This is a genomic window from Lysinibacillus sp. FW12 (assembly GCF_050817245.1).
In the GTDB taxonomy this organism is placed as follows: domain Bacteria; phylum Bacillota; class Bacilli; order Bacillales_A; family Planococcaceae; genus Lysinibacillus; species Lysinibacillus irui.
The window spans coordinates 2,373,876-2,396,575 of sequence record NZ_CP139094.1; the positions used below are offsets into that span (position 1 = coordinate 2,373,876).

General features: G+C 37.0%; 22 protein-coding genes and 1 pseudogene. 8 read left to right on the top strand and 15 right to left on the bottom strand.

Annotated elements, in window-relative coordinates:
* Window positions 1–26: 26 nt before the first annotated feature.
* The 3 genes from SJW71_RS12175 to SJW71_RS12185 all read right to left on the bottom strand — a co-directional run bounded on the left by SJW71_RS12175 (window position 27) and on the right by SJW71_RS12185 (window position 2,565).
* The gene (locus tag SJW71_RS12175; RefSeq protein WP_274797236.1) at window positions 27–530 is read right to left on the bottom strand and encodes a GNAT family N-acetyltransferase; all 504 of its coding nucleotides are present in this window, start codon (window positions 528–530) and stop codon (window positions 27–29) included.
* Between the two features lie 113 nt (window positions 531–643).
* Window positions 644–1,075: a DUF2935 domain-containing protein gene (locus SJW71_RS12180; protein ID WP_274797234.1), complete on the bottom strand. Its 432-nt coding sequence runs from the start codon at window positions 1,073–1,075 to the stop codon at window positions 644–646.
* Between the two features lie 83 nt (window positions 1,076–1,158).
* A complete protein-coding gene (locus SJW71_RS12185) occupies window positions 1,159–2,565 on the bottom strand; it encodes a PLP-dependent aminotransferase family protein (RefSeq protein ID WP_431810918.1) in 1,407 nt (468 codons plus the stop codon).
* Between the two features lie 169 nt (window positions 2,566–2,734).
* On the opposite strand from SJW71_RS12185, the gene SJW71_RS12190 reads away from it, so the two are divergent.
* Window positions 2,735–3,352 carry an FMN-binding negative transcriptional regulator gene (locus tag SJW71_RS12190; protein ID WP_431810919.1) on the top strand — a complete coding sequence of 206 codons (618 nt, stop codon included), beginning with the start codon at window positions 2,735–2,737 and terminating at the stop codon, window positions 3,350–3,352.
* A gap of 48 nt (window positions 3,353–3,400) precedes the next feature.
* Here the strand turns inward: SJW71_RS12190 and SJW71_RS12195 are convergent, their stop codons facing one another.
* Complete coding sequence (locus tag SJW71_RS12195; RefSeq protein ID WP_274797230.1) at window positions 3,401–3,919, bottom strand: GNAT family N-acetyltransferase; 519 nt, start codon at window positions 3,917–3,919, stop codon at window positions 3,401–3,403.
* A 122-nt stretch (window positions 3,920–4,041) separates the two neighbouring features.
* Here SJW71_RS12195 and SJW71_RS12200 point away from each other — a divergent pair, with 122 nt between their 5' ends.
* Window positions 4,042–4,665, top strand: coding sequence for a YczE/YyaS/YitT family protein (locus SJW71_RS12200; RefSeq protein WP_431810920.1), 624 nt, complete (start codon window positions 4,042–4,044; stop codon window positions 4,663–4,665).
* Between the two features lie 48 nt (window positions 4,666–4,713).
* Here SJW71_RS12200 and SJW71_RS12205 read toward each other — a convergent pair whose 3' ends face one another.
* Together SJW71_RS12205 and SJW71_RS12210 are read right to left on the bottom strand one after the other, a co-directional pair.
* Window positions 4,714–5,325, bottom strand: coding sequence for a DUF4304 domain-containing protein (locus tag SJW71_RS12205; RefSeq protein ID WP_274797228.1), 612 nt, complete (start codon window positions 5,323–5,325; stop codon window positions 4,714–4,716).
* Complete coding sequence (locus SJW71_RS12210) at window positions 5,298–5,840, bottom strand: GNAT family N-acetyltransferase (protein ID WP_431810921.1); 543 nt, start codon at window positions 5,838–5,840, stop codon at window positions 5,298–5,300. The genes SJW71_RS12205 and SJW71_RS12210 overlap by 28 nt, the downstream gene beginning before the upstream one ends.
* Window positions 5,841–6,135: 295 nt before the next feature.
* On the opposite strand from SJW71_RS12210, the gene SJW71_RS12215 reads away from it, so the two are divergent.
* Window positions 6,136–7,050 carry a C40 family peptidase gene (locus SJW71_RS12215; protein WP_274797226.1) on the top strand — a complete coding sequence of 305 codons (915 nt, stop codon included), beginning with the start codon at window positions 6,136–6,138 and terminating at the stop codon, window positions 7,048–7,050.
* Between the two features lie 90 nt (window positions 7,051–7,140).
* Here the strand turns inward: SJW71_RS12215 and SJW71_RS12220 are convergent.
* The 3 genes and pseudogenes from SJW71_RS12220 to SJW71_RS12230 form a co-directional block, all read right to left on the bottom strand.
* Window positions 7,141–7,320: pseudogene (locus SJW71_RS12220) on the bottom strand (MFS transporter); the annotation flags it as partial.
* Between the two features lie 58 nt (window positions 7,321–7,378).
* Complete coding sequence (locus tag SJW71_RS12225) at window positions 7,379–8,908, bottom strand: DHA2 family efflux MFS transporter permease subunit (protein ID WP_322605124.1); 1,530 nt, start codon at window positions 8,906–8,908, stop codon at window positions 7,379–7,381.
* Between the two features lie 438 nt (window positions 8,909–9,346).
* On the bottom strand, window positions 9,347–9,901 hold the full coding sequence (locus tag SJW71_RS12230) for a helix-turn-helix domain-containing protein (RefSeq protein WP_431812205.1): 555 nt from the start codon (window positions 9,899–9,901) through the stop codon (window positions 9,347–9,349).
* 143 nt (window positions 9,902–10,044) lie between these two features.
* Here SJW71_RS12230 and SJW71_RS12235 point away from each other — a divergent pair, with 143 nt between their 5' ends.
* Together SJW71_RS12235 and SJW71_RS12240 are read left to right on the top strand one after the other, a co-directional pair.
* Entirely contained in the window at window positions 10,045–11,247 is a 1,203-nt protein-coding gene (locus SJW71_RS12235) for an MFS transporter (protein WP_322605123.1), read from the top strand.
* A 63-nt stretch (window positions 11,248–11,310) separates the two neighbouring features.
* Entirely contained in the window at window positions 11,311–11,823 is a 513-nt protein-coding gene (locus SJW71_RS12240) for a hypothetical protein (protein WP_431810922.1), read from the top strand.
* Between the two features lie 117 nt (window positions 11,824–11,940).
* Here the strand turns inward: SJW71_RS12240 and SJW71_RS12245 are convergent, their stop codons facing one another.
* Together SJW71_RS12245 and SJW71_RS12250 are read right to left on the bottom strand one after the other, a co-directional pair.
* Entirely contained in the window at window positions 11,941–12,261 is a 321-nt protein-coding gene (locus tag SJW71_RS12245; protein ID WP_431810923.1) for a hypothetical protein, read from the bottom strand.
* A gap of 107 nt (window positions 12,262–12,368) precedes the next feature.
* On the bottom strand, window positions 12,369–13,250 hold the full coding sequence (locus tag SJW71_RS12250; RefSeq protein ID WP_431810924.1) for a GNAT family N-acetyltransferase: 882 nt from the start codon (window positions 13,248–13,250) through the stop codon (window positions 12,369–12,371).
* Window positions 13,251–13,695: 445 nt separating this feature from the next.
* Here SJW71_RS12250 and SJW71_RS12255 point away from each other — a divergent pair, with 445 nt between their 5' ends.
* The 3 genes from SJW71_RS12255 to SJW71_RS12265 are packed head-to-tail and all read left to right on the top strand — an operon-like array spanning window position 13,696 to window position 17,466.
* On the top strand, window positions 13,696–15,216 hold the full coding sequence (locus SJW71_RS12255; RefSeq protein ID WP_312507336.1) for a spore germination protein: 1,521 nt from the start codon (window positions 13,696–13,698) through the stop codon (window positions 15,214–15,216).
* A 17-nt stretch (window positions 15,217–15,233) separates the two neighbouring features.
* Window positions 15,234–16,355 carry a GerAB/ArcD/ProY family transporter gene (locus tag SJW71_RS12260; RefSeq protein WP_274797217.1) on the top strand — a complete coding sequence of 374 codons (1,122 nt, stop codon included), beginning with the start codon at window positions 15,234–15,236 and terminating at the stop codon, window positions 16,353–16,355.
* Window positions 16,342–17,466, top strand: a complete 1,125-nt coding sequence (locus SJW71_RS12265) for a Ger(x)C family spore germination protein (protein WP_312507337.1) — start codon at window positions 16,342–16,344, stop codon at window positions 17,464–17,466. The genes SJW71_RS12260 and SJW71_RS12265 overlap by 14 nt, the downstream gene beginning before the upstream one ends.
* Window positions 17,467–17,468: 2 nt before the next feature.
* Here the strand turns inward: SJW71_RS12265 and SJW71_RS12270 are convergent, their stop codons facing one another.
* The 4 genes from SJW71_RS12270 to SJW71_RS12285 form a co-directional block, all read right to left on the bottom strand.
* Entirely contained in the window at window positions 17,469–18,419 is a 951-nt protein-coding gene (locus SJW71_RS12270; RefSeq protein WP_274797215.1) for a nucleoside hydrolase, read from the bottom strand.
* Between the two features lie 160 nt (window positions 18,420–18,579).
* A complete protein-coding gene (locus tag SJW71_RS12275; protein WP_431810925.1) occupies window positions 18,580–21,750 on the bottom strand; it encodes an ATP-binding cassette domain-containing protein in 3,171 nt (1,056 codons plus the stop codon).
* 103 nt (window positions 21,751–21,853) lie between these two features.
* A complete protein-coding gene (locus SJW71_RS12280) occupies window positions 21,854–22,264 on the bottom strand; it encodes an SRPBCC family protein (RefSeq protein ID WP_274797213.1) in 411 nt (136 codons plus the stop codon).
* The gene (locus tag SJW71_RS12285) at window positions 22,261–22,587 is read right to left on the bottom strand and encodes an ArsR/SmtB family transcription factor (protein WP_431810926.1); all 327 of its coding nucleotides are present in this window, start codon (window positions 22,585–22,587) and stop codon (window positions 22,261–22,263) included. Before SJW71_RS12285 ends, SJW71_RS12280 begins: the two co-directional genes overlap by 4 nt.
* Window positions 22,588–22,700 lie beyond the last annotated feature (113 nt).

Sequence of the window (22,700 nt, forward strand, 5' to 3'; positions counted from 1 at the left end):
TTTGACAGATACAAACGGTGTAAAAACTAAATCAATTTATAATAAATAACTGTTGTCTCTAATTCACCCTTTGAAGAAATAGTATAGGCGGGTATTTTACCAACTTCTTGATAGTCTAAGGATTTGTACAATTGATTAGAAGGATCGCCTTCCCTTGTATCTAATACTATTAAAGACCTGTTTTCTTGCTTTGCTCTTTCTTCCGCTATTTGCATCAGAGCGCGCCCAATGCCGTGACGTCTAAAGTCTGGATGCGTCATTAATTTGCAAATTTCAGCTCGATGACGTCCATTCGGCTTTGTCATTAAATGCAATTGAATACTGCCTGCCACTGTTTGATTGATTTTGGCAATAAACAAAATGACGTCTGGTGCTATGACTGTTTGCCAATATGTTAGTGCTTGTTCTTGCGCTAGAGGAGGTAAAAATCCTAGTGATGCACCTTCGTCAACGACCGTTTTCAAAAGCTCGGATAGCCCGTCTAGTTCTTCATTAAGTTGTTTTGTATCTTTTATATTTTTTAGCTCCATTTTTTCTCCCCCATTTTCTATTACTTTGGAATCCTAACACTTTTTTAAAAATTAGTATGATCATAACAAAAGATCAAGATCTGATAAAGACCTTGATCGAAGGAAATGGATGTTTAAAGTGATTGTTGATATAAAATGGTTTGTGCGATGCCGATAAAATATTCTGATTCTACAATAATATGATTTAATACAACTTTGGCTGTTGGATTGGTGCTGATCGGTTTACTGTCTTGAATAAGCATACGACAAAATTGAATAAATTGTTCACTCTGTTGGAGACAAAAAGAAGTAAGCTGCAAAATATCTTGAAAAAATGCTTGGGAAACTTGTCCTTGTGAGCGATTGACAGTTTCTATATATCTAACTACTTGCTGATGTGTCTGAGCAAAGGCTATTTCCCATTCTTTCAATCTCTCGACGTATTGCTGCTCTAAATCTTTGACAAGCTCCCTTATCACTACCGTATGTTCCTCTTCTTGATGTTTCCAAAATTCAGCTTCATCAAGAACACGTAACGGCATTTGATTGCCATAATAAAACTGCATGCTTCTCCCCCATTTCACTCATCTCTTATATGTATATACAAGAGCTGTAAAAATAGAACGTTAGAAGGTTCGAATATGAATCTTCATTTCCCAAACCAAGCAGCTTTTAACAGCTCAATCCCCCGTTCAATTGCTGCTTCCTCTAGATTGGCAAATCCAAGCAGCACCTTTGCAGACTTTATCTCAGGAGGGCTCGCATAAAAAATAGAGGTAGGATAAACCTTTACTTCTTTTAACCTCGCAGTTTCAATCAGTTCCTCTTCCGACATCTTATTATTTGGTTCAAGTAGAATATGTAAGCCACTGCTAGCCCCATACAATTTTACTTTGTCTCCAAATATTTGATGAATGGCCTTTATTAATACCTCATATCTTCGCTTATAGCCATTCCTTGATTTGTTGAGGTGCCTTTCCCAATGGCCACTTTCTATAAATAATTGTAAAGTATGCTGATGGTGTCTTGATACAGTTTGAACATAATAGCTGTTCCGTTTAAAAAGATCGATTAATTTTCTCGGTAGAACCATGTAGCTTAGCTTAATGGACGGAATTAATGACTTTGAGAAGGTGCCCATATAAATAACCTGTTCATTTGAATCTAAACCTTGTAGAGCTGGTATTGGTTTACCCGAATATCGAAACTCCCCATCATAATCATCCTCGATGATATACGCATCTTCTGACTTAGCCCATTCTAATAACTCTAGTCTTCTTGTGATTGGCATAACCGTACCAATTGGGAATTGATGAGATGGCGTGACATAAACAGCTTTAATATTACTGTTTCTTAAATGGTCAATCTGAATCCCTTGATCATCAAGAGGTATGGGCTTCATCTTTATACCATGATCCTTCAAAAGATAACGCACCCGGTAATAACCTGGATCCTCCATGGCAAAAAGCTCGTTCCGTCCAATTAAGTTACATACGATTCCCATAAGATGTTGTAGTCCTGCACCAATAACAATTTGGTCTGCTGAGCATTGAACTCCTCTAGCTTCGTAAAGATAGCTTGCTATATGTTTCCTTAATTCGAGCTCTCCTTGTGGATCTCCATATAAAAAAAGATGGGCATTATCTTCATTAAGACTTTGCATAGTCAACTTTCGCCAAATTTTATAGGGAAAGTCTTTTAAATTGATATCCCCATAATTAAAATCATACTTTATGGTCATTAGTTCTTGTTCTGGCTGAGACACTAATGGAGGTGATTCAAAAAGACTAGGGCCCATTTGAAAATAGCCCTTTTCAAGTGCAGCAACATATAGCCCCTCCCGTTCTTTACTCCAAACATAACCCTCTGCAAGGAGCTGTTGGTAAGCTGCGTCCACTGTATTTCGACTAATATGTAAATGCTTAGCTAAACTGCGCTGTGATGGCAATTTTGTATTTGCCACAATGTTTCCATGTTGAATTTCAGCTTTTAAATAATTGTACAATTGAAGATAAAGTGGTTCCTGATTATTCAAGTTTGGCGTTATTTCGAGCATCGTTCCTTGGCTCCTTTCGAAATAGCATTGTTGGCACTTTTAAGGGGTACCAGTGATTGTTTATAATAAAATCTACATTGTTGAGGAGAAAATGTAAAGACGCCTACCTGTAATAGTTTGTTTATTCGAAATACTCGCAATGAATTTGAAGAACTAAGGAGAGATTGACATGTATATTCCTAAGTATTACAAAATAACTGATTTAGAAGAAATCACACAATTTATTCGAGAGAATTCCTTTGCAACACTTGTTTCAACCATAAAAGGTAAGCCAATAGCAGTTCATATCCCGATACTACTGAATAAAATCGAGGACGATTATTATCTAACAGGTCACTTAGCCTATGGAAATCCTATATGGAAGACCTTTGAGGAAGTAAATGATATTCTTGTCATATTTAATGGACCTCATGCTTACATATCATCCTCTTGGTATGAGAAAGAAAACGTACCAACATGGAATTATCAAGCTGTCCATATTTACGGGAAAGCCAGTCTAATAGATGGCAAGGAGTTAGAACAAGACTTAACGAGTCTACTTGAAAAATATGAAAGTTTCCGTGAAAATCCTGTATTATGGGATAAACTATCTCCAGAGCTTTTACAGCAAGAAATCAAAGGAATTAAAGGATTTAAAATCAAGGTAGAAGAGGTGCAAGCTGCCTATAAATTAAGTCAAAATCGTAATGCTTCTGACTATGTTAATATTATTAGCGAGCTCTATAAAGAAGAAGATCCACATGCGGCTGCTGTGGCAGAGGCTATGAAGAAAAATAGAACTGAATAAAATAGATGGCAGAAATGTTGTGATATCAACGTTTCTGCCATTAAACATTTAGGCAAGTGTTTTGGTCATGATAAGATCAATTTGTTCTTCATCACCCATATAGAATGAATGGGCTCCAGTTTGGACAAAGCCTATTTTTTGATAAAAACCGATGGCATGATCATTCTTCTCCCAAACACCTAGCCAAATACTTTTTTTGTCTTGCGCCATAGCTACTTCCAATGCTTTGTTGAACAAATGTTTGCCAAACCCTTTTCCTTGAAATTTGTCGCGAATGTAGATTCTTTCAATTTCAAGTGACTCATCCCCCATTTCTTCAGATTGGGCTTCATCAACATTTACCTTTAAATAGCCAGCAATTTCTTCATTGTCCAAAATAAAATAGAATTGTGAAGCAGCATTTTCTAATTCTTGTGCCAGCTGTTTTTCATTAAAGGCTTTTTCAAGATATGCTTTCATATTTTCAGGTGAATTTTGCTCTTTAAATGTATCATGGAATGTTTCAATACTAACTTCTTGTAGCTTTTTTAAATCTTCACGGTTACACTTTTTTATTTTAATTGTCATTTCTTGCCCTCCTACTAAGCTCTTTCTAGATTTTATATTGCAAATGCAATAAAAAGAGTATATAGTCAATGTAACGCAATTTTGTTGTATTTGCAACAAAATAATGGAAAGGGGGCTGCAATTTGAGATATGCTTTTTATGTAGTAGGCCTTTTAATTTTAACGCTTGGTATTTCTTTCACTATACAATCCAATCTCGGCACCTCTCCTTTTGATGCTCTTTTAGTAGGCTTGTCTAGAAATGTGGGCTTGACAGTAGGTAGCTGGGAAATCATTCTGGCCATCCTATTAATCGGTAGTAATGCCCTAATAGCCAAACAAAAGCCCGAAATAGTAGGCTTGATTACAGCATTTATTACTGGTATAGGGATAGATATGTGGTTATTTCTATTACGCGATTTCATAACACCAGACTTTTGGTATAGCCAAGCCATTTGTTTTGGCATAGGATTGATAGTGACTGGGTTAGGAACCGCAACCTATTTACATACAAATTTTGCACCTATTCCTGTAGATCGACTAACTATATTAATAAAAGAAATGACGAAAAAATCGATATTTTTCTCAAGAACAATTATTTATGTCTTATTTTTAGTACTTGCCATGATTTTTAAAGGGCCAATTGGAGTCGGTACGTTATTAACAGTTTGTTTAGGAGGCTTTATCCTGCATTTCTTTATGCCGATAATCGGGAGAATATTAGATAACAAAATGAACATAAGCCAAAAGGAAGAGCTTAATCGTTAGACAATAACAAAAACCAGCTACTCAATTGAGATGAGTGCTGGTTTTATCTTAAATTATTTCAAGTTTCACTCCATATTGATTGAATATAGCATGGTATTGTTGTTCGAAAATGGACCACCTCTGTTCAGCTCCATGCTTTTTACGTAATGCATTAAAGTAATGTTTCGCTGCAGTTACATCATTGGCCTGTAATAGCAAATGAAAGCTCTCTTCACCTAAATGTAAAAATGGGCCTGACGTATAATAATCAACAATGGATCTGGCACTGGTCATCGTTTCAAAGAAATGAAGGACATCTTCTAAACAAGGAAGTAGCATTTTTCTTACGTTATCTATATTAGTAGTAGCTGTGATAGAAAATCGATCTGGAGCAGTGTCAGCTATTTCTCTCATCCTTGCCCTGAAGTGACATTCTACTTCTTTCGGTGATGTCAGAATTTCTTTCGATTGAATTTGTGCCAACTCAGCTGCGTAAATCCCGCAATTCACATAAAATAGAACCTGATTAGCTGTATTCCCAGCAGATTTTTGGAAATTGATTAGGTAGATGAGGTTGTCCGTTTTCTTATAGAAATTCAGACCTTTCTTGTTGAAGCCGAATGTGGCTAAGAACGGCTTTATGTCCTGTTTTATCAACTCATTAAAGATGTGCTGCAACATGTTCCCTCCTTTGTTAATTCTTTATATTCATTTTTTAAAATAGACATAATATGTAAAGATTCAAAGCCATGTTCTGTTTTGAGACAATCTCTTAATGTTCCCTCTACTACAAAGCCCTGTTTTTGGTAAAGCTTAAAAGCTTGCACATTATTTACTTTCACATCTAGCCATAGACGATGAGCTTGAAATTTCCTAAATACCCAATCTTTAATAAGGTTAAAGGATTCCTTACCATACCCTTTTCCTTTTTCGTTGATCGTAATTCTTACAAGCTCAATGCTTAAATCGGGATTTTCTAATCCAGCAATAATAAGATAGCCTACAGGTTGACTTCTTTTTCGATCTTCCACAATTAAATGTAGAACATCTGTATTTGCCAATGCTTTTTCATGCTTTTCCTTTGACCATAGAATAATATATTTCGAATTTTCTTCCATTGCTTCTAGGCTACAAACAAAATCTACATCTTGCTTATTTGTTTTTCTAAGAGTGACACTATCAGATTTTAAAAACATCGAAAGCCCTCCAGTATTCTATTGCATTTTTTTCTGGTAAATTTACGACCAGTGCGTTTTTTGTGTAGGTTATTATATGTAAATTAACACTAATAACCCTGTATAGACAAATATTTCATATATTTTTAGTAAAATTGCCCATGTTTATTGCAGAAGTTTTACAGAGTTAAAAATAAGGTTTCAATTTTGGTGTTTAGGGGTAATCGGTAATATTATTGAAAAATAATTCTTGTCTCATTCATGCTATCCTTACATTATTCAAAGGCGAAAGCTTTTTGAAAGGGGTAAGGTTTAATTGAAGAAAAAATGGTTACTACCGATTTTTGCATCGTTTATGTTCTTTACAGGTGTAGGTATTCATGATGCAAAAGCGGCGACAATAGCAGATATAACGAATACAGCAAAAGCATATTTAGGTGTTCCTTATCAGTATGGAGGAACAAATATACAAACAGGTGTGGATTGTTCAGCTTATACACAAATTGTTTTTTCTAAGCTAGGCATTTCACTTGAACGTACATCAAAAGCTCAATATCAGCAAGGTACTGCAATCTCTAAAGACAATTTAAAGACTGGTGATCTCGTATTTTTTAATACATCGGGAAGCGGAATTTCCCATGTTGGTATATACATAGGTGACAACAGCTTTATTTCGGCAACGACAAGCTCTGGCGTTAAAATCGATAAAATTAACGACCCTTATTACTGGGGATCTCGTTATGTAGGAGCAAAACGCGTGGCAACCTTTACTGACAATGATTTTGGTGAAGTAAAAGAAGCAGAAATCGACTTTAGCATTTATGCATCGCGCGGTGAAGTTGCTCTTCGACTAGCGAATAAATTACAGTTAAATACTAGTAACACTAATACAAGTTTCCCAGATATCAAACCATCGTCCAAATATGCAGGTGCTGCAGAAGCGCTGAAAAAAATCGGCGTTTTCACAGGTGATGAAAATGGGAAATTCAATCCTGGGTCACCTATGACTCGTGGTCAATTATCGAAAGTTTTAGTGGAAGCCTTTAATTTAAAACAACAAGGAACTGCAGAACAATTTGCGGATGTTCCTAACGCTCACTGGGCTAACACATATGTAGCCATTCTCGCCTCCAATAAAATTACGGTTGGTAAAGGGGACGGAACATTTGGCGTAAACGACAATGTCACATTGGCACAATTAGATGCCTTCATCCAACGATTAACTCAATAACCTCAAAAAATGGCGTTTCATCTTAAGATGAGACGCTTTTTTACATACTCTCCTCTTTTAAAAAAGCCAGCTTGCCTTGTACTGACTTTAAAATCCCCTACCGTTTTGTAGATTGATAGGTAATAAAATTATATCAGCATACATCATCAGCGTGACAATCATATTGATGATCCCAAAGCCAACGGTTGATAAAATTACGCTCACAACATCTAACTTTGTTTTAGTAGTTTCAAAGACATTAATTAAATATTTCATTGCTAATAGAATGATTGAATTGTTCGATAAGAAAAACGGGCATCGCTTTATTCAAGCAATACCCGTTTTCTATTTACTCCGCTAACTGTTTTTCATCAACTTCCCCACCAGTATAAGCTTCATGACTTGGTTTAACTCGCTTAATAAAGAAAGCAAGAATGAGTGCGATGGTCGCAATCAATGTTGATAAGAAGAACGTAAAATTAATACCATGGAGCATAGCCTCATTTAAGATTTGTTGTTTTAATTCGCTAGCAGACTGTGTTGTTGCTTGAGCGGCATTGGCACTCATATTGTTCATTGCGCTCGCAGCTAGCTCCTCTGCCTTAGCTGTAGTTTTATTGTTCATAATGGTAATCAATACGGCAGAACCAATCGCACCTGAAACTTGCTGTAATGTATTGTTCATCGCTGTTCCGTGTGGATTATTATAGGCTGGTAACTGATTTAATCCATTTGTCATAACTGGCATCATAACCATGGACATGCCAAACATACGTAAAGTATAGAGTATTACTAGTGTTGAATAAGCCGTATCCATGCTAATTTTGCTGAAGTAATACGTTGTCACGATGGTAATAATTAAGCCAAAGACAGCCAAGCTTCTAGCACCGTATTTATCAAAGAGCTTTCCAGTAATTGGTGACATAATCCCCATCACAATCGCACCAGGTAGCATAAGTAGACCAGAATCCATTGGTGAAATACCACGAATCGTTTGGATGTAAATTGGCATTAAAATCATGGCTGAAAACATGGCCACTGAAATAACGATAGAAATGGCTGACGATAAAGCGAACATTGGATATTTGAAAATACGAAACTCAAGCATTGGCTCATCCATTCGTAGCTGACGAAGGGTGAAGGTAATTAAAGCAAGCGTTCCAATTATAATCGTGCCATATACAAGGACATGATCCCATCCTTTTTCCCCAGCGGAACTAAAGCCATATAGCAAGCCACCAAATCCTATACTTGATAAAATAAGTGAAATAATATCAAGCTTAATTGCACGTTGTGGTGTAACATCCTTTAACTTAAAGGCTGCAAAAATTAAGGTTAAAATAGCAATTGGTAGCACAATATCAAATAACATTCTCCAGCTATAATGTTCAATGATCCAGCCAGAAAGAGTAGGTCCAATCGCTGGAGCAGTAATCATTACGAGACCAAACATCCCCATTGCGGCCCCACGTTTTTCCACTGGAAATGCAGTTAGCATCACATTCATTAATAATGGCATCATAATCGCTGAGCCTGCAGCTTGAATCATTCGTGCCGCTAATAACACACCAAATGCAGGGGCAATACTAGCTAAAAATGTACCTAACGTAAACAAGGCCATCGCTGTCATAAATAATTTTTTATCGGTAAAGCGTTGAATAAAGAAGGCACTCGCTGGGATTAAAATACCGTTTATCAACATATATCCTGTTGAAAGCCATTGTACTGCCGTCGCATTGACTTTGAATTCTTCCATAATAGCAGGAAGAGCAATATTTAGTAGTGTTTCATTCAAAATAGCAACAAAGGCCCCAATAAATAAAATGGCAATCATGCCGTATGGCGTTTTCGTCTGAATAGAAATGTTTTTCTCCGACATGTAAGTATCAGTCCTACTTTCTTTTTTAAAATTTCATTCACATCTTTATGAAGCCTTTCATCGCCTCTAAGTTCATTTACACATTCAAATTGCCTTGTAGATCTACTGTGTGGTTTTTCCTCCAATCTGCTCGTTTGCTCCTGCTGTTTTCATCGCAACCACCCCTCAAAAAATTAATAATAAAAGTGTTGACGAAAGAATAGAGTGTATTGTATAATTAGAATAGGGATAATGCGTTGTATAATAATTATACAATGTCTATCTATATAAATTTACCATACTACTTACCATATTTCAATGTGTTTTACATATTTTTTTGTACAAAAAAGTCGATTCCTAATCTTGAGGAAATCGACTTTTTTCTATATGAATGAAAATCAAGGAATTATAAAAATCGTCCATTACTTGTTAAGTAAGGACGATTTTTTACTTGCCTAACTACGGAGTTGTATACGTTAAAGACAGCATTAAATGGACTTTTTCATTAGAGCGGTTGATGTATGTGTGAAGCTCTTCACCTTTAAATTTGATGACATCCCATTGATTTAACTGATGGCTTTTCTCTCCTACCTTCAGCTCCAACTGTCCATTTAACACGAGCACAATTTCTTCAGAACCAGCTAAGTGGCACTCACTGTACTCGCTATTTGGTTCAAGGCAGCCTCTATACCATTCTGTTCCATGAGTTTTAAAAAGTGGTTCAACAAACCAATCGTTATTATGCCCTGCAAATTGATAGTCTGATCCAAAACGATGAACCTCGATAATTTCTTCAAAAGCTAACAACGAAACAAGTGGAATATTAAGCCCTCTACATATTTTCCATAGAATATTGACAGTGGGATTGGTTTCCCCTCTTTCGATTTTACCTAACGTCAATTTACTGACATTACTTATAGCTGCTAACTCCTCAAGGCTCATTCTTTTATTTTTACGTATCTCCCTTAAATTAACCCCAACTTGACCAGATAAGTCAATATTTTCCTCACTCATCAAGATGCACCCTCCCCATTGACTTTGTATAATTAGTATATTATAGTATACAAGTTGATAAATTATAGTTTACTTTAGTTGATGAAAAGTTAACTATAGTATATCAAATAAGCATTCTTAATTATACAAGGAGATGTACTTCTATGATAGTAAAATCAAAAAATCTATATATGATTTGGAGCGTTTTTTCTTTATTCATTCTATCGATGAATCTAAGAGCTTCCATCACTTCTATCTCACCTGTGCTAAAAAATATTCAGATGGACTTGCACATGTCTAGTGCTGTCGTCAGTTTATTAACTGCCCTACCCGTTTTTTGTATGGGCATTTTTGCACCATTAGCCGGGAAGTTAAGTGAACGCTGGGGCATCGAGCTGACAATTGCTTTATCAGTTTTATTAATTGGTGTGTCAACAGCATTGCGACTAATCGCATCATCGCCTGTGCTTTTACTAGTAACTGCTATTCTAAGTGGTATAGGCATTGCCATAACAGGGCCATTAATTTCTGGTTACATTAAAAAGCATTTCCCTAGATCTTCATCCTCTATGATTGGGGTTTATTCTGCAGGAATGGGGATCGGGGCGTCACTCAGCGCTGGTTTAGTCGTGCCTGTCATGCACGCTTTTCATCAATCTTGGAACGCAGCTTTAGCGATATGGTCTGTGTTTGCGCTTGCGGGTGTCCTAGTTTGGATTCCCATTATTAAAAAATCAAAACAATCACAGCCAACTAAAAACGAATCTGGAAGTCAAAAAAGTCGATTACCATGGGGAAACCGATATGTATGGCTCCTTATGATCATGTTTGGTTTGCAATCCGGTGTTTATTATTCCCTGGCAACATGGCTCGCTCCGAAAGTACAGGACGTTGGTTATAGTGATGCCTACGCGGCAACAACCGTCACGGTTTTTTCCGTTATGCAAATGATTTGTAGCTTTATTATTCCAATCATTATTAATAATAGTACCAAGAGAAAACCGTGGATGCTGCTATGTGCATTGAGTTCTTTTACCGGCATTTTCATGTTAATCATTGGCGGAATCTCACCTGTTTTCTGTGCCGCATTAGCTGGGATTGGTGCTGGAGGCTTATTCCCATTAGCCATGATTCTCCCTTTAGATGCAACATCTACACCAAAGGAAGCAAGCGATTGGACAGCCATGATTCAATTCGGAGGCTATATTATAAGTGGTATTATTCCAATGCTCGTGGGGGTCATTAAAGATATAACGAACACCTTTGACGTTGCCCTCATAGCATTATTATTTACTTTGGTAGTTCTGATGCTGCTAACATTAAAAGTGACAACTAAAAAAGAATCAACTATTCAGGTCCTTTCCTAATAGATAAAGAGGGAGTCAAGTTTGTGACTCCCTCTTTTTTATAGTAATGAGGAGCTTGGATTCTTGTTAGAAGTGATCCTTTTTTATTGCAAAGTGCTCGTATCTTTACTGGAAGTGCTCCAATTTGTTACAAAAGCGCTCATATCTATGCCCGAAGCGCTCCATTTTCATATCAAAGCGCTCGAAACTCTGCTAGAAGCGCTCTTTTTTCATCGCAAAGCGCTCGAAACTCTGCTAGAAGCGCTCCATTTTTATGCCAAAGCGCTCGTATCTATGCCCGAAGTGCTCCTTTTTCATGCCAAAGCGCTCGAAACTCTGCTAGAAGCGCTCCATTTTTATGCCAAAGCGCTCGTATCTATGCCCGAAGTGCTCCTTTTTCATACCAAAGCGCTCGAAACTCTGCTAGAAGCGCTCCATTTTTATGCCAAAGCGCTCGTATCTATGCCCGAAGTGCTCCTTTTTCATGCCAAAGCGCTAGAAACTCTGCTAGAAGCGCTCCTTTTTCATGCCAAAGCGCTCGAAACTCTGCTTGAAGTGATCCAATTTCATCACAAAGCGCTCGAAACTCTGCTTTGAAGCGCTCCATTTTCATGTCAAAGCGCTCGAAACTCTGCTTGAAGCGCTCCATTTTCATCACAAAGCGCTCGAAACTACGCTCAAAGTGATCCAATTTGTTACAAAAGCGCTCGAATTTCACCTGAAGTGCTCCATTTTGATGCCAAAGCGCTCGAAACTCTGCTTGAAGCGCTCCTTTTTCATGCCAAAGCGCTCGAAACTCTGCTTGAAGTGATCCAATTTCATCACAAAGCGCTCATATCGCTGCCTGAAGCGCTCCTTTTTCATGTCAAAGCGCTCGAAACTCTGCTTGAAGCGCTCCTTTTTCATGCCAAAGCGCTCATATCTATGCCCGAAGCGCTCCTTTTTCATGTCAAAGCGCTCGTATCTATGCCCGAAGTGCTCCATTTTCATATCAAAGCGCTCGAAACTCTGCTTGAAGTGATCCAATTTCATCATAAAGCGCTCATATCCACGCTCGAAGCGCTCCAATTTGTTACAAAAGCGCTCATCTCGCTACTGAAGTGATCAAAATCCCCTTCAGTAGCGATTACCCCCTCCCTCACTTAACTATGCGATGTTAGAGGGAACATAAAATTTCCTTCTAGTAGTGGTTTTTTCGAGAGGACAAATAGGGCATCGTCATCATTTGGTATGATGGTTGCTGTCATGCCCTCGAGGGTGAAGTCAGGGGTGAAATAGAATACTACTTTTTTTGTAGTGTCTTTAACAACGCTTGCTAACACAGTCTCCGCATCGAATGGCCGTATGGAGATGATATCGTAAATATTTATAACGCCACCGTCTTCTTCCATTAACACAATTGTTTCTAAGTCTTCTAGATAGTAAATGGCATCATGAAATACGATGGTGAAATAAAACATTAATAGGGTTTCGTTCTGTTCGACATCAATAATACTAGAATTGACTTTACGATTTTTCGCATAGTTTTCTAGAATGACAAGATCCTGTTCAATTGTTAGTCGCTGTAAGGTAGCATTGTTCGGTTGAATAGTTTTTTTTGTGAGATCTAAGCTAAATTCACTTTCATGAATCCGTGTAAAGCCGAACTTTGGATAAAAATCCAATACAGTGTTATTGGCAAAAAGATACATGACATCACAGATATCTTCGTATTTATTGAGAATCTCCTGCATCAACTGCTTAGATAAACCCTGATTACGATAGTTTTCGTCGGTCATGACTGTACCGATTTGAATGCCGTTTAGTCGCTCACCATTGATTACTAACGACATTTTACTAATCGAGGCATTGGCAATGACTTTTCCTTCCTTGACAAATGAGTATGGAATATACTGGTCATTCCAATATCCTTTGTTATACCAGTCTCGAAAATCTAAACCAAATGTCTTGATTGCTAAATCATTATAACTTGCCTTCAACCTTTCATCATGACGGTAATCAAATACTAGTTCATATTTTTCCACTTCAATTCCCTCCTTTTATTTCACTACGTCCTTTTTGTTGGGAATCATCACCTCCTAAAAACAGAAAAAGACCTTATGAGCACACACTCATAAAGTCCTTGGTTACACAGAAAATAAAGCTAGCTACCAAAAGTAGCTAACAGTTTTACTGTGGATTAGACATGATCATGCTTCTCTTCGTTATCGCAAAAGGGCAATACCAAATAAACCCTATAATTTCCTAAAAATTATAGAAATGCCCCACTATTAAATTCCATGGAATTTAATTTGCGATAATCAGTTTTAGCATAATGGTCTAAACTCCGTTCTGTTTTTAAGATACCTATAATACTACCACTTTTTGTTAAATGCTGTCCACTGCAAACTTGCAGAAAAAAGTATAGAATCCCCTTTTAAAGCCTATTCTATAAACGAAGTTAACCATGAAGGGAGCCTTTTATTTAAAATGAAATTTAAACTACCTTTCAATAAAAAACAACCACCACCAACAAAAGAGGCGCCTAAAGAAAATCTAGTAAGGGTTGCTCAAGCGACAGATCATTTTATTCAATCGATTAAAACTGCTACTAATAATCCAGCTGATTTAATTATAAAATCTATTCCACCAAATCTTACCCTTATTTATATTGAAAATTTAGTCGATAACCAAACGTTAAATAATGATATTATAGCAATTTTACAGAATCATCCATATGAAAAACCGGAGGATATTGAGATTTCTCTTTCTGTTCCTGAAGTGAATGAAACCAGTTTACTTAGGGAAACTGTAAAATCCATGGTCAATGGATCTGTTTTGATTCATGTCGATGGCTACTCTAACGTTCTATTGGTTGATATTGCTACAAGGGAATCTAGAGCATTATCAGCGCCTGAAAATGAATCACAGGTAATTGGTACACAGGTTGGATTTAATGAAAGCCTAGCTACAAATATTTCGTTAATTCGTCGCTACATAGTGAGTCCTGAGCTTTGTAATGAAAAGCTCAAAATTGGCAGGCGGACGAATACATCAGTTTCCATTTTATATATGAGTGGTATTGCCTCCGATCAAATGGTTAATACATTGCGTCAACGAATATCAGACCTTGATATTGATCAGTTATTAGATAGCGCAGTTTTGGCAGAAATGATTGATGATAATTCGTTATCAGTCTTCCCACAAATGCTTATGACTGAAAGGCCAGATAGATTATGCGATGCTCTTTTAGATGGCAAAGTGGGTGTTCTTGTAGATGGCAGCTCCATGGCTATTGTTTGTCCACAAGCGTTTACAGAGTTTTTCCAAAGTCAGGAAGATCAAAACTTAAGATGGCAAATTGCCACTTTTCTTAGGTTATTACGTTTAGCTGCTTTCTTTATATCCGTCTATTTAACACCATTTTATGTAGCAGCTGTAACCTTTCATTATGAAGTCATACCACAAGCTTTTTTAGTACCTTTAAGTGAATCAAGGGCGTTAGTACCTTTCCCACCGATATTTGAGGCATTGCTGCTGGAATTTATTATTGAGTTGCTGAGAGAAGCGGGAGCAAGATTGCCCACGAAAATCGGCCAAACAATTGGTATCGTAGGCGGTATTGTAATTGGTACTGCAGCGGTACAAGCAGGGATTACAAGTAATATATTACTGATCATTATTGCTTTAAGTGCTCTGGCTTCTTTCACGTCACCTAGTTATATGATGGGGAACGTTATTCGTCTTATTCGCTTCCCAATTATTATACTAGCAGGATTCTGGGGCTTTTATGGTATCATGTTGGCTTTCTGTTTTATTCTTATTCATCTAATACGCCAGACAAGTTTGGGTGCTCCTTATATGTCTCCATTCTATCCACCTAGAATGAAAGAAATTCGAGATAGCATCATCAGAATGCCTGTACCTTTAACAGCGAAAAGACCTGCTTTAACTAGACCAAAAGATGAAAATAAATTTGAGCCTCAACCTGTAAAACCGGAAAAAAGTTGAAATGAAGGTGAAGTAAAATGACAAAACCTATACAACTTAGTCCTAAAGATATGATTAGCGCTTATTTACTGTTTTTTGTCATACATGGCGCACAAGTTGGGGTTGGTATACAGGGATTTCAACGAATTGTCTATCAAGATGCAAGACAAGACGCCTGGATTTCAGTTTTACTAGCAGGGATTGCCTCTCATATCGTCGCATTTTTTATGATTAAAACATTAGAGATTTATGGCTCCAATGATTTATATGGCATTCAACAAGATATCTTTGGCAAATGGATAGGCAATTTATTCAATGCCATGTATGTATTATATTGCTCGGTAGCATTCTTTTCCGTTTTACGAAATTATATTGAAGTAATCCAAGTGTGGTTGTTTCCTGGAATAGGGACATGGTTTCTGTCAGCAACTTTACTCATTGTCGTTATTTATGCATTTACTGGAGGGCTACGCGTAATTGTAGGTCTGGCCTTTTTTAGTATTATACTTTCCTTATGGATTTTTCCTATGTTGGCTTTTCCTTTGAAGTATTCAGTAGCAGAAAGTTTATTACCGGTTCTGGAAAATGACTTTCGTTCGATTTTAAAAGGTACCTTTTCAATGACTTTCACTATTATTGGCTTTGAGGTCTTAAACGTTATTTATCCCTTTGTAAAAGAAAAGAAAAATGTTCAAAAACATGTTCATTTAGGTTTGCTGTTTACAACCTTTATCTATTTATCCGTTATGCTGGTGTCAATTACCTATTATAGTGAAGGTAAATTATTAAAAACGATATGGGCCACATTAACATTATTTAGTTTTATTAGCTTTCCTTTTATAGAGCGCTTTGAATTTATCGCCGTTTGTTATTGGATGTTAATCATTTTGCCGAATATGTGTCTTTATTTATGGGCTGCTTACCGAGGGGCTATTCGTTTAGTCAATATAAGCGGGACAAAGTTTGTTTGGTTACTCTCTTTCTTTGTGTTTATCGGTACATTAATCATACAAACACGTACTCAGATTAATACGATTAATACGATTTTTGGGCATGTGGCATTTTACGTAATCTTTGTTTACCCTATTTTGCTATGGATGCTTGCCGTGCTGAAAAAGAACTTCACATCAAAGAAGGTGAAAAAAGATGAACAAACTTAAATGCTGTTTTATTGTTTTTATATCATTTATTTTTTTATATGGATGTGTGCAGACAAATATTTTAGATAAAATAGGATTAACTACATTGATTGGTTATGATAAAGGAACTGAAGAAAAAATTGCGACGACAGCCGTTATACGTGAAGTAAATCCAGAATTTCAAAGTAATGTAGAAGTTTTAACAACCGAAAATGAAACAAGTAAAGGAAATCGTATGGAGGCGAATCGCAGGCTTTCAAAAAAAATCATGGTCGGTCAAATGAGGGTTGTCTTGTTTGGTGACGATTTAGCAAAAGAAAGTTTGCACTATTATATAGATACAAACCTAGAAAACGCTAGTGTTAGTAATAGTGTCTATATGGCTGTGGTAGAGGGTAAAACATCCTCATTATTGAGCTACGAATACAAAGATATCGAGGATATTGGCCAACATATATTTCGTTTAATCGAACAAAATGTAAGACAGGAATATATGATTTCGGCTACACTCCATCAAATCGCACATGATTACTATTCATTTGGGAAAGATTTAGCGATGCCAATTATTAAAAGAAATGGCGAGCTTGTTGAATTAAGTGGCGTAGCTCTTTTTAAAGGGAGCAAAATGGTGGGTTCCCTTCCAGCAAACGATAGCTTTTACGTTAAAATTGTCCGAGACACCTTTAAAGTTGGATTGTTTGAAACGATCTTAGACAAAGAGGATATTCCATCTAAAGTTCTTCAAAAACCTGCAGAAAAAATAACTGTGGCCTTTGATGCCATCCATTCAAATAGAAAGATAAAATTAGTGAATGCCGATACACCAGAGTTTGATCTTAACATCGACATTCGGTCAAGAGTTTTAGAGGTATATCCTGATATGAATTTAGGCGACGCGAAGAATGTAAAAATACTACAGGATGCAATCGAGAAGAAACTAACAAAGGAAATTGAAAGAGTAATCGCGCATAGTCAGGAAGTCGAATCGGATATTTTTGGCTTTGGCGAGAAATATAGAAGTTCTGTGAGACATTCTAAGCTGACAAAAGAAAAATGGCATAAAATGTATAAAGATATGAAAGTGAATGTCAATGTTAAATTTGTGATCCTACGAGATGGGGTTTTTGAATAGGCTCAAACTAATTGACCTGTCATGATAGACAAAAAGTTATGAAAGAACTTGTCATAATGAATATCAAAGGCAATACGATGTCTTTTTGCTCCATTGTTACCATTTTCATATGGCCGTGTTTCGGCAATACTTTGCCCTCTTGCCGGACCTTCAAGTTTATCCACAATGATGACCGGATAGGACTCATAGATAAACATGTCAGGATAAATTGTTGCCATCAACGTTAATGCATCATGGACGGGGCTTCCTAATAAAGAAGGGTCCCGTTCTTGATAAAAACGAGTATAGTAGTCCATTAATGGTTTAAGGATTTTTGTTTGCCCAAATGAATCAATATAGTCCACCATCCCTGGTGTAACAATTGCCTTTTGTGTGGCATTCAATGGAATGATTGTTACATTCGTTGCGTAGGTTAGCACAATTTTCACAGCAAACGGATCACCATGAAAATTCGCTTCTGCCACTGTAGTGACATTTCCAGGAACCCAAAACGCACCACCCATAATATAGTATTCCTTGATATTTTTCATTAGGTCATTGTAAAGGATAAACATTGTAGCTAGTGAGGTTAACCGACCAATATTGACAATAATAAGCTCCTCATCCTTATACCTTTCAATTATATTGACAATTTCAAAAAAGTTTTCAATTTTTAATTCGTGATCGTCATTTGGTACAATAGGTCCCAGCCCTCGTTGTCCGTGAATCTCTGGGTAGTAAGTGGGTTGTTCCCCCGTTAAAGGAACCTCTGCTCCCAAAATAACGGGAATACCCTGTGGGAAATCGAATAATTTCATCACATAATAAATATTGGACACCGCATCTTCTCGCGAGACATTTCCGTAGTCTGCAACTAAGCCCACAATTTCTATTTCTTTATTTAGCCTTGCATAAATTAAGGCAACCGTATCATCAATGCCAATATCTCCAAATAACAGTACTTTTTTGACCAAAGAATAACCTCCCTTTTACTGCCAATCCAGCTACCTTTATAGTACGATTAAAATGGCAAAGACGACACTGAATGTTAACTTTTTTGGAAAAATTAGTGTAATTAACCAAATGAAGTAAACCCACTTGCTGTGCGCAAATGGGTTTTCTAACAAGTTGAGCTTAGTTATTATGTTGTAAGTATTGATAGACCGCCATCATTTCTTGTTTATTTAACTCACGAATGCGATTGAAAATTGGAATATGAGCAACAGCCTCAAGATGAGAGCCTTCTTTTACCACATCCCTTACCTTTCCTGTTAGCCAAGTTTGTACAGCAATACCATCGACGATTTGCTGACGCCCCTCTTCATTAATACCACTTGCACCACAGCTAACACAAGGGACGGTTAATTTGTAGACGCCATCATGTAGACCATCCTCTGAAAGAACCTTTTTCCCTTTACAGAATGGGCAAGTATGATTTGCTTTAACTTTGTTGATTTGAGTGACGATTTTTTTGTAGCCAAACGCCTCATATACATAGGTAAGTTTTTTGTATTTGCCATTCGTAAAATACTGGTCGATCATTGCTTCTCTCGTCTCGTAAATATTAGCAAAATCACAGATTGTTACTTGATTTTTTCGGCTAATAACGTCTAAATTGCTTTCGATTTTTTCCCAGAATGGTAAAGCGTTTTGCAGAACGATTTCATACCCTACAAAGCTTGCAAGCTCCAATTCCAGCATTTTCAACGCTACTTGCGTTTCTCTTGGCAACAAGGAGACATCTTGGAGTAACGACATATCTCCACCAACGATTGCTTTCATTTTTTCTAATTGTGGTAAGCTCCCTACAATTTTAATGACTTCATCCAGTGACTGATGGATTAAGTCTCGGATATCGGTGTCCCCAAATCGTAATTTCTTCTGATGATTAAGCACTGTGCCATGACAGATTGGGCAAGGCACCATTTTTCTTGTTTCTTTCATTTGCTCTTTTATCTTAGATTTCGAAATGACAATATAGCGGCCAATGATTAAATTAAAGCCCTCCCATTTTTTCGAGGATTTCGTTGTCTTATCATAAAAAGATTGATCCCAATAGCCATATAAAAATGTATGTTTTTCTTCTTCTGTCATTTCATTGTAGCTTTTACTTATATCCTGGCCAAGTTCATTTTTAATCTCTTCAAAGAGGAATTCTAATTTTGAATGTTGGTAGTATTTTAAGACATCCATCACATCTGGATGTAATAAACCGTCCCAAAATGGCACATTTTTATTTTGTACTACGATATCAAAATCGAATTTTTCTATTTCTAATCGCCCCGAACAGCTTGGACAGTGATTTTCTTGGCTAAAGAAATCAAAGCTTCTTGTATCCTTATTCGTTGGATGTGAAGCGACAATATGGTTGATAAGCCCCCCAATTTCATAGAGAAAACTATATTGGCTATATAAATGTCGCTCTAGATCAATAGCAATGACTGGGGCAATCCTGTTCGATTCGTAATCACTGTATATAAGTCGAGCCATAGAGGATAGGCTTTTTAAGATTCCCCCTTTATAAATATTTTCCGCCCTTTTAAAATAGCTAATCTGATGGTCTTCTAAGTATTGAATGCCATTTCTAGAATCAAGTGTTGACGCAATGTGTAAAGGAGCTATGTTTTGTGAATGCTTCACTTGATTAAAATAGTCTTCTTGACTGACCACCTCAAGATGTGTCACAGGCTCCTGCTGTCTTTTCCCAAAATCGATGATAAAATCCGAGCTTTCGAGCATATAGGCATTGTGCTCAATCATGATGATGGAAATGGATTCATCTTCAAGGATGTCCCTTACACTATCAATGAACTGATTTAAAATATTTTGAGATAACCCTTTAGACGGCTCGTCAAAAATAAATAGTGTATGTGGGTTTCGAGAATTCGCAAATAACTCTGAGACAAGATGTACACATTGGAATTCACCAGTAGAAAGGGATTGTGTCTTTCTTTCCAATGTTAAATAGCCAAGTCCTAATTTTATCAGCAAGCTTAACCGCTTATGGGCGATGTCTTCATTAGGGAGTTCATCAATGATATCCTCAATCGAACGTTGAAAAATATCTTCAATCTCCTCACTATATTTTGTTAATTTCCTTTTAATATCGAGGAATGTTGCGACAGTAGATCGACTTGTAATGGATTGATTACGATCTTGTCCAACCATCACAAGTTTATCCTTTGGATAGCGTTTAACAAAATCTTTCGCGATACATTCATTGACAAGTGTTGATTTTCCACAACCAGATTCCCCTGTAAAAGTAACAAGTCGATTTTTAGGAATTTCTATTCTGTCCATTTGGATATTCCGACAATGGAGGTCTTGGAATTGGTAGTAGGTAGTGGGCATTACCTGATTTCGTTCCCAATAAATTGGCTGTGGTCGAGGGGACTCGTCTACAATTTTCCCACCGTATTTCCCACTACCTGGTCCGAAGAATAAAGGCTTGTCTGCAGTGTCGAGCACCGTATCTGAATGATCGATAAGCCAAATTTGATTTTTATAGCCCAGTTGTTGAATTTGCTCCAATATTTTTAATAACGTATCATGGTCCAAACCAACCGATATTTCATCGACAATGATGACTGTATTTTCGCTCGTTGCCATGAATTCTGCTAAGTAAAGTCGAGTTAATTCCCCACCTGATAAAGTCCCCATAATACGATTCAATGTTAAGTAGCCAATGTTCATTTGAATGATATTTTGAAGTATATGCTGTTTTTCTTCGCTAATTGTTAATTCATTTGATAAAGAATAGATAGCCTCGATGCTTAAATTATGAATATCAGAAATGCTATAGGGTTCATTCCATAAAGTTAGTCGATGTTGCTCCACTTCTGGACTATAGCGTTTACCCTGACATTTTTTACACTCTACATTTTTCGTCGTGCCTCGTCCTTTACATGCAGGACACCAGCCTAAAGCGTTATTAAAGGAAAAAACCTCTGGAGACAGCTGAAATTCTTCTGCCAAACGATCACGTATTTCTTTAAAAACACCTGTATGTGTACCAATTGTTGAACGAGGATTTGTAGAGATAGATGATTTCCCTAGGAAAAGAACTAATGGCATGTCCTCCATTTGAATCGCACTGAAGTTCGTTTCCATAATGTTTGGAAACAAATATTGATATTCAGACTTAGGTAATAAAGAAACGAGACGTTTTTTGGATTCCTCCCCAATCGTTTGACAAAATGTCGTTTTCCCTGAGCCAGACAACCCTGCAATTCCTAGTGATTGATCTTCTGGTAAAACTACATCTAAACGGTTGATATTATTGGCAATGAGTTGATTGATCTTCATGTCGTGATCCTTTCATGTGTATTAGGCTTGTTAGAAAATGAAAGAACACAATTCTTGCTAAGGAATTGCGTTCTTCATTGTAAGGTTATTTGAATGACGATGATTAGGCTAATACTTTTTCAAGCTGTGAACCCATATTTGTCCAAGCATATTTAGCCCCTTCAATAGCTCCTTGACGAGCTTTTGTTTCTTCACTAAATCCACTTTGGTCGAGGTGAAGCTGTGTAGTTCCATCAGATTGTTCTGTAAGTGTCCAAGTTACTGTTGTTGTTTCGCCAGCACTAGACCACGTGTATGATAATTTATGAGGCTCTTCAACTGCAAGTACTTCACAATTTACAATACCATCCCACCATTCATTTGGCTCAGCACGGAATTGAAATTGATGGCCGACGATTGGCTGAAAATCATTGCTCCAAATCCATTTTGCAAGCGTCTCTGGATCTGTTAACGCATGCCACACTTTTTCGATGGAACTTGTAAATTTAAAATCTAATGATACATCTGGTTTCATTTGTTTTCCTCCAATAAAAGATGTAGTTTTGATATTCTTTCTTTCCAAAATCCTTCATAAAACGAGACCCAATCTTGTATTTCTTTCAATGGTGCTGCATTCAGCCGATACCTGGTCTCTCTACCTTCCTTGCGAGCCGTAACAAGACCTGCATCTTTGAGGATGGCCAAATGTTTCGATACGGCAGTACGCCCCATGTCAAATTGAGCGGTTAATTCGTGAAGTGGTAACTCATCTACCTCTGCCAACAAACCAATTAATTTTCGTCTTGTCGGATCAGCAATGGCTACATAGACGTCACGCTCTTGATGATTGTTACTCAAAACCACCACCCTTTCTAATAGGACACTGATTGGTGTCTTAATTATATGACACCAATTAGTGTCCAGTCAAATGTTATTTTAGACAATATCGAATTGTTTTTATACCCTCTTAA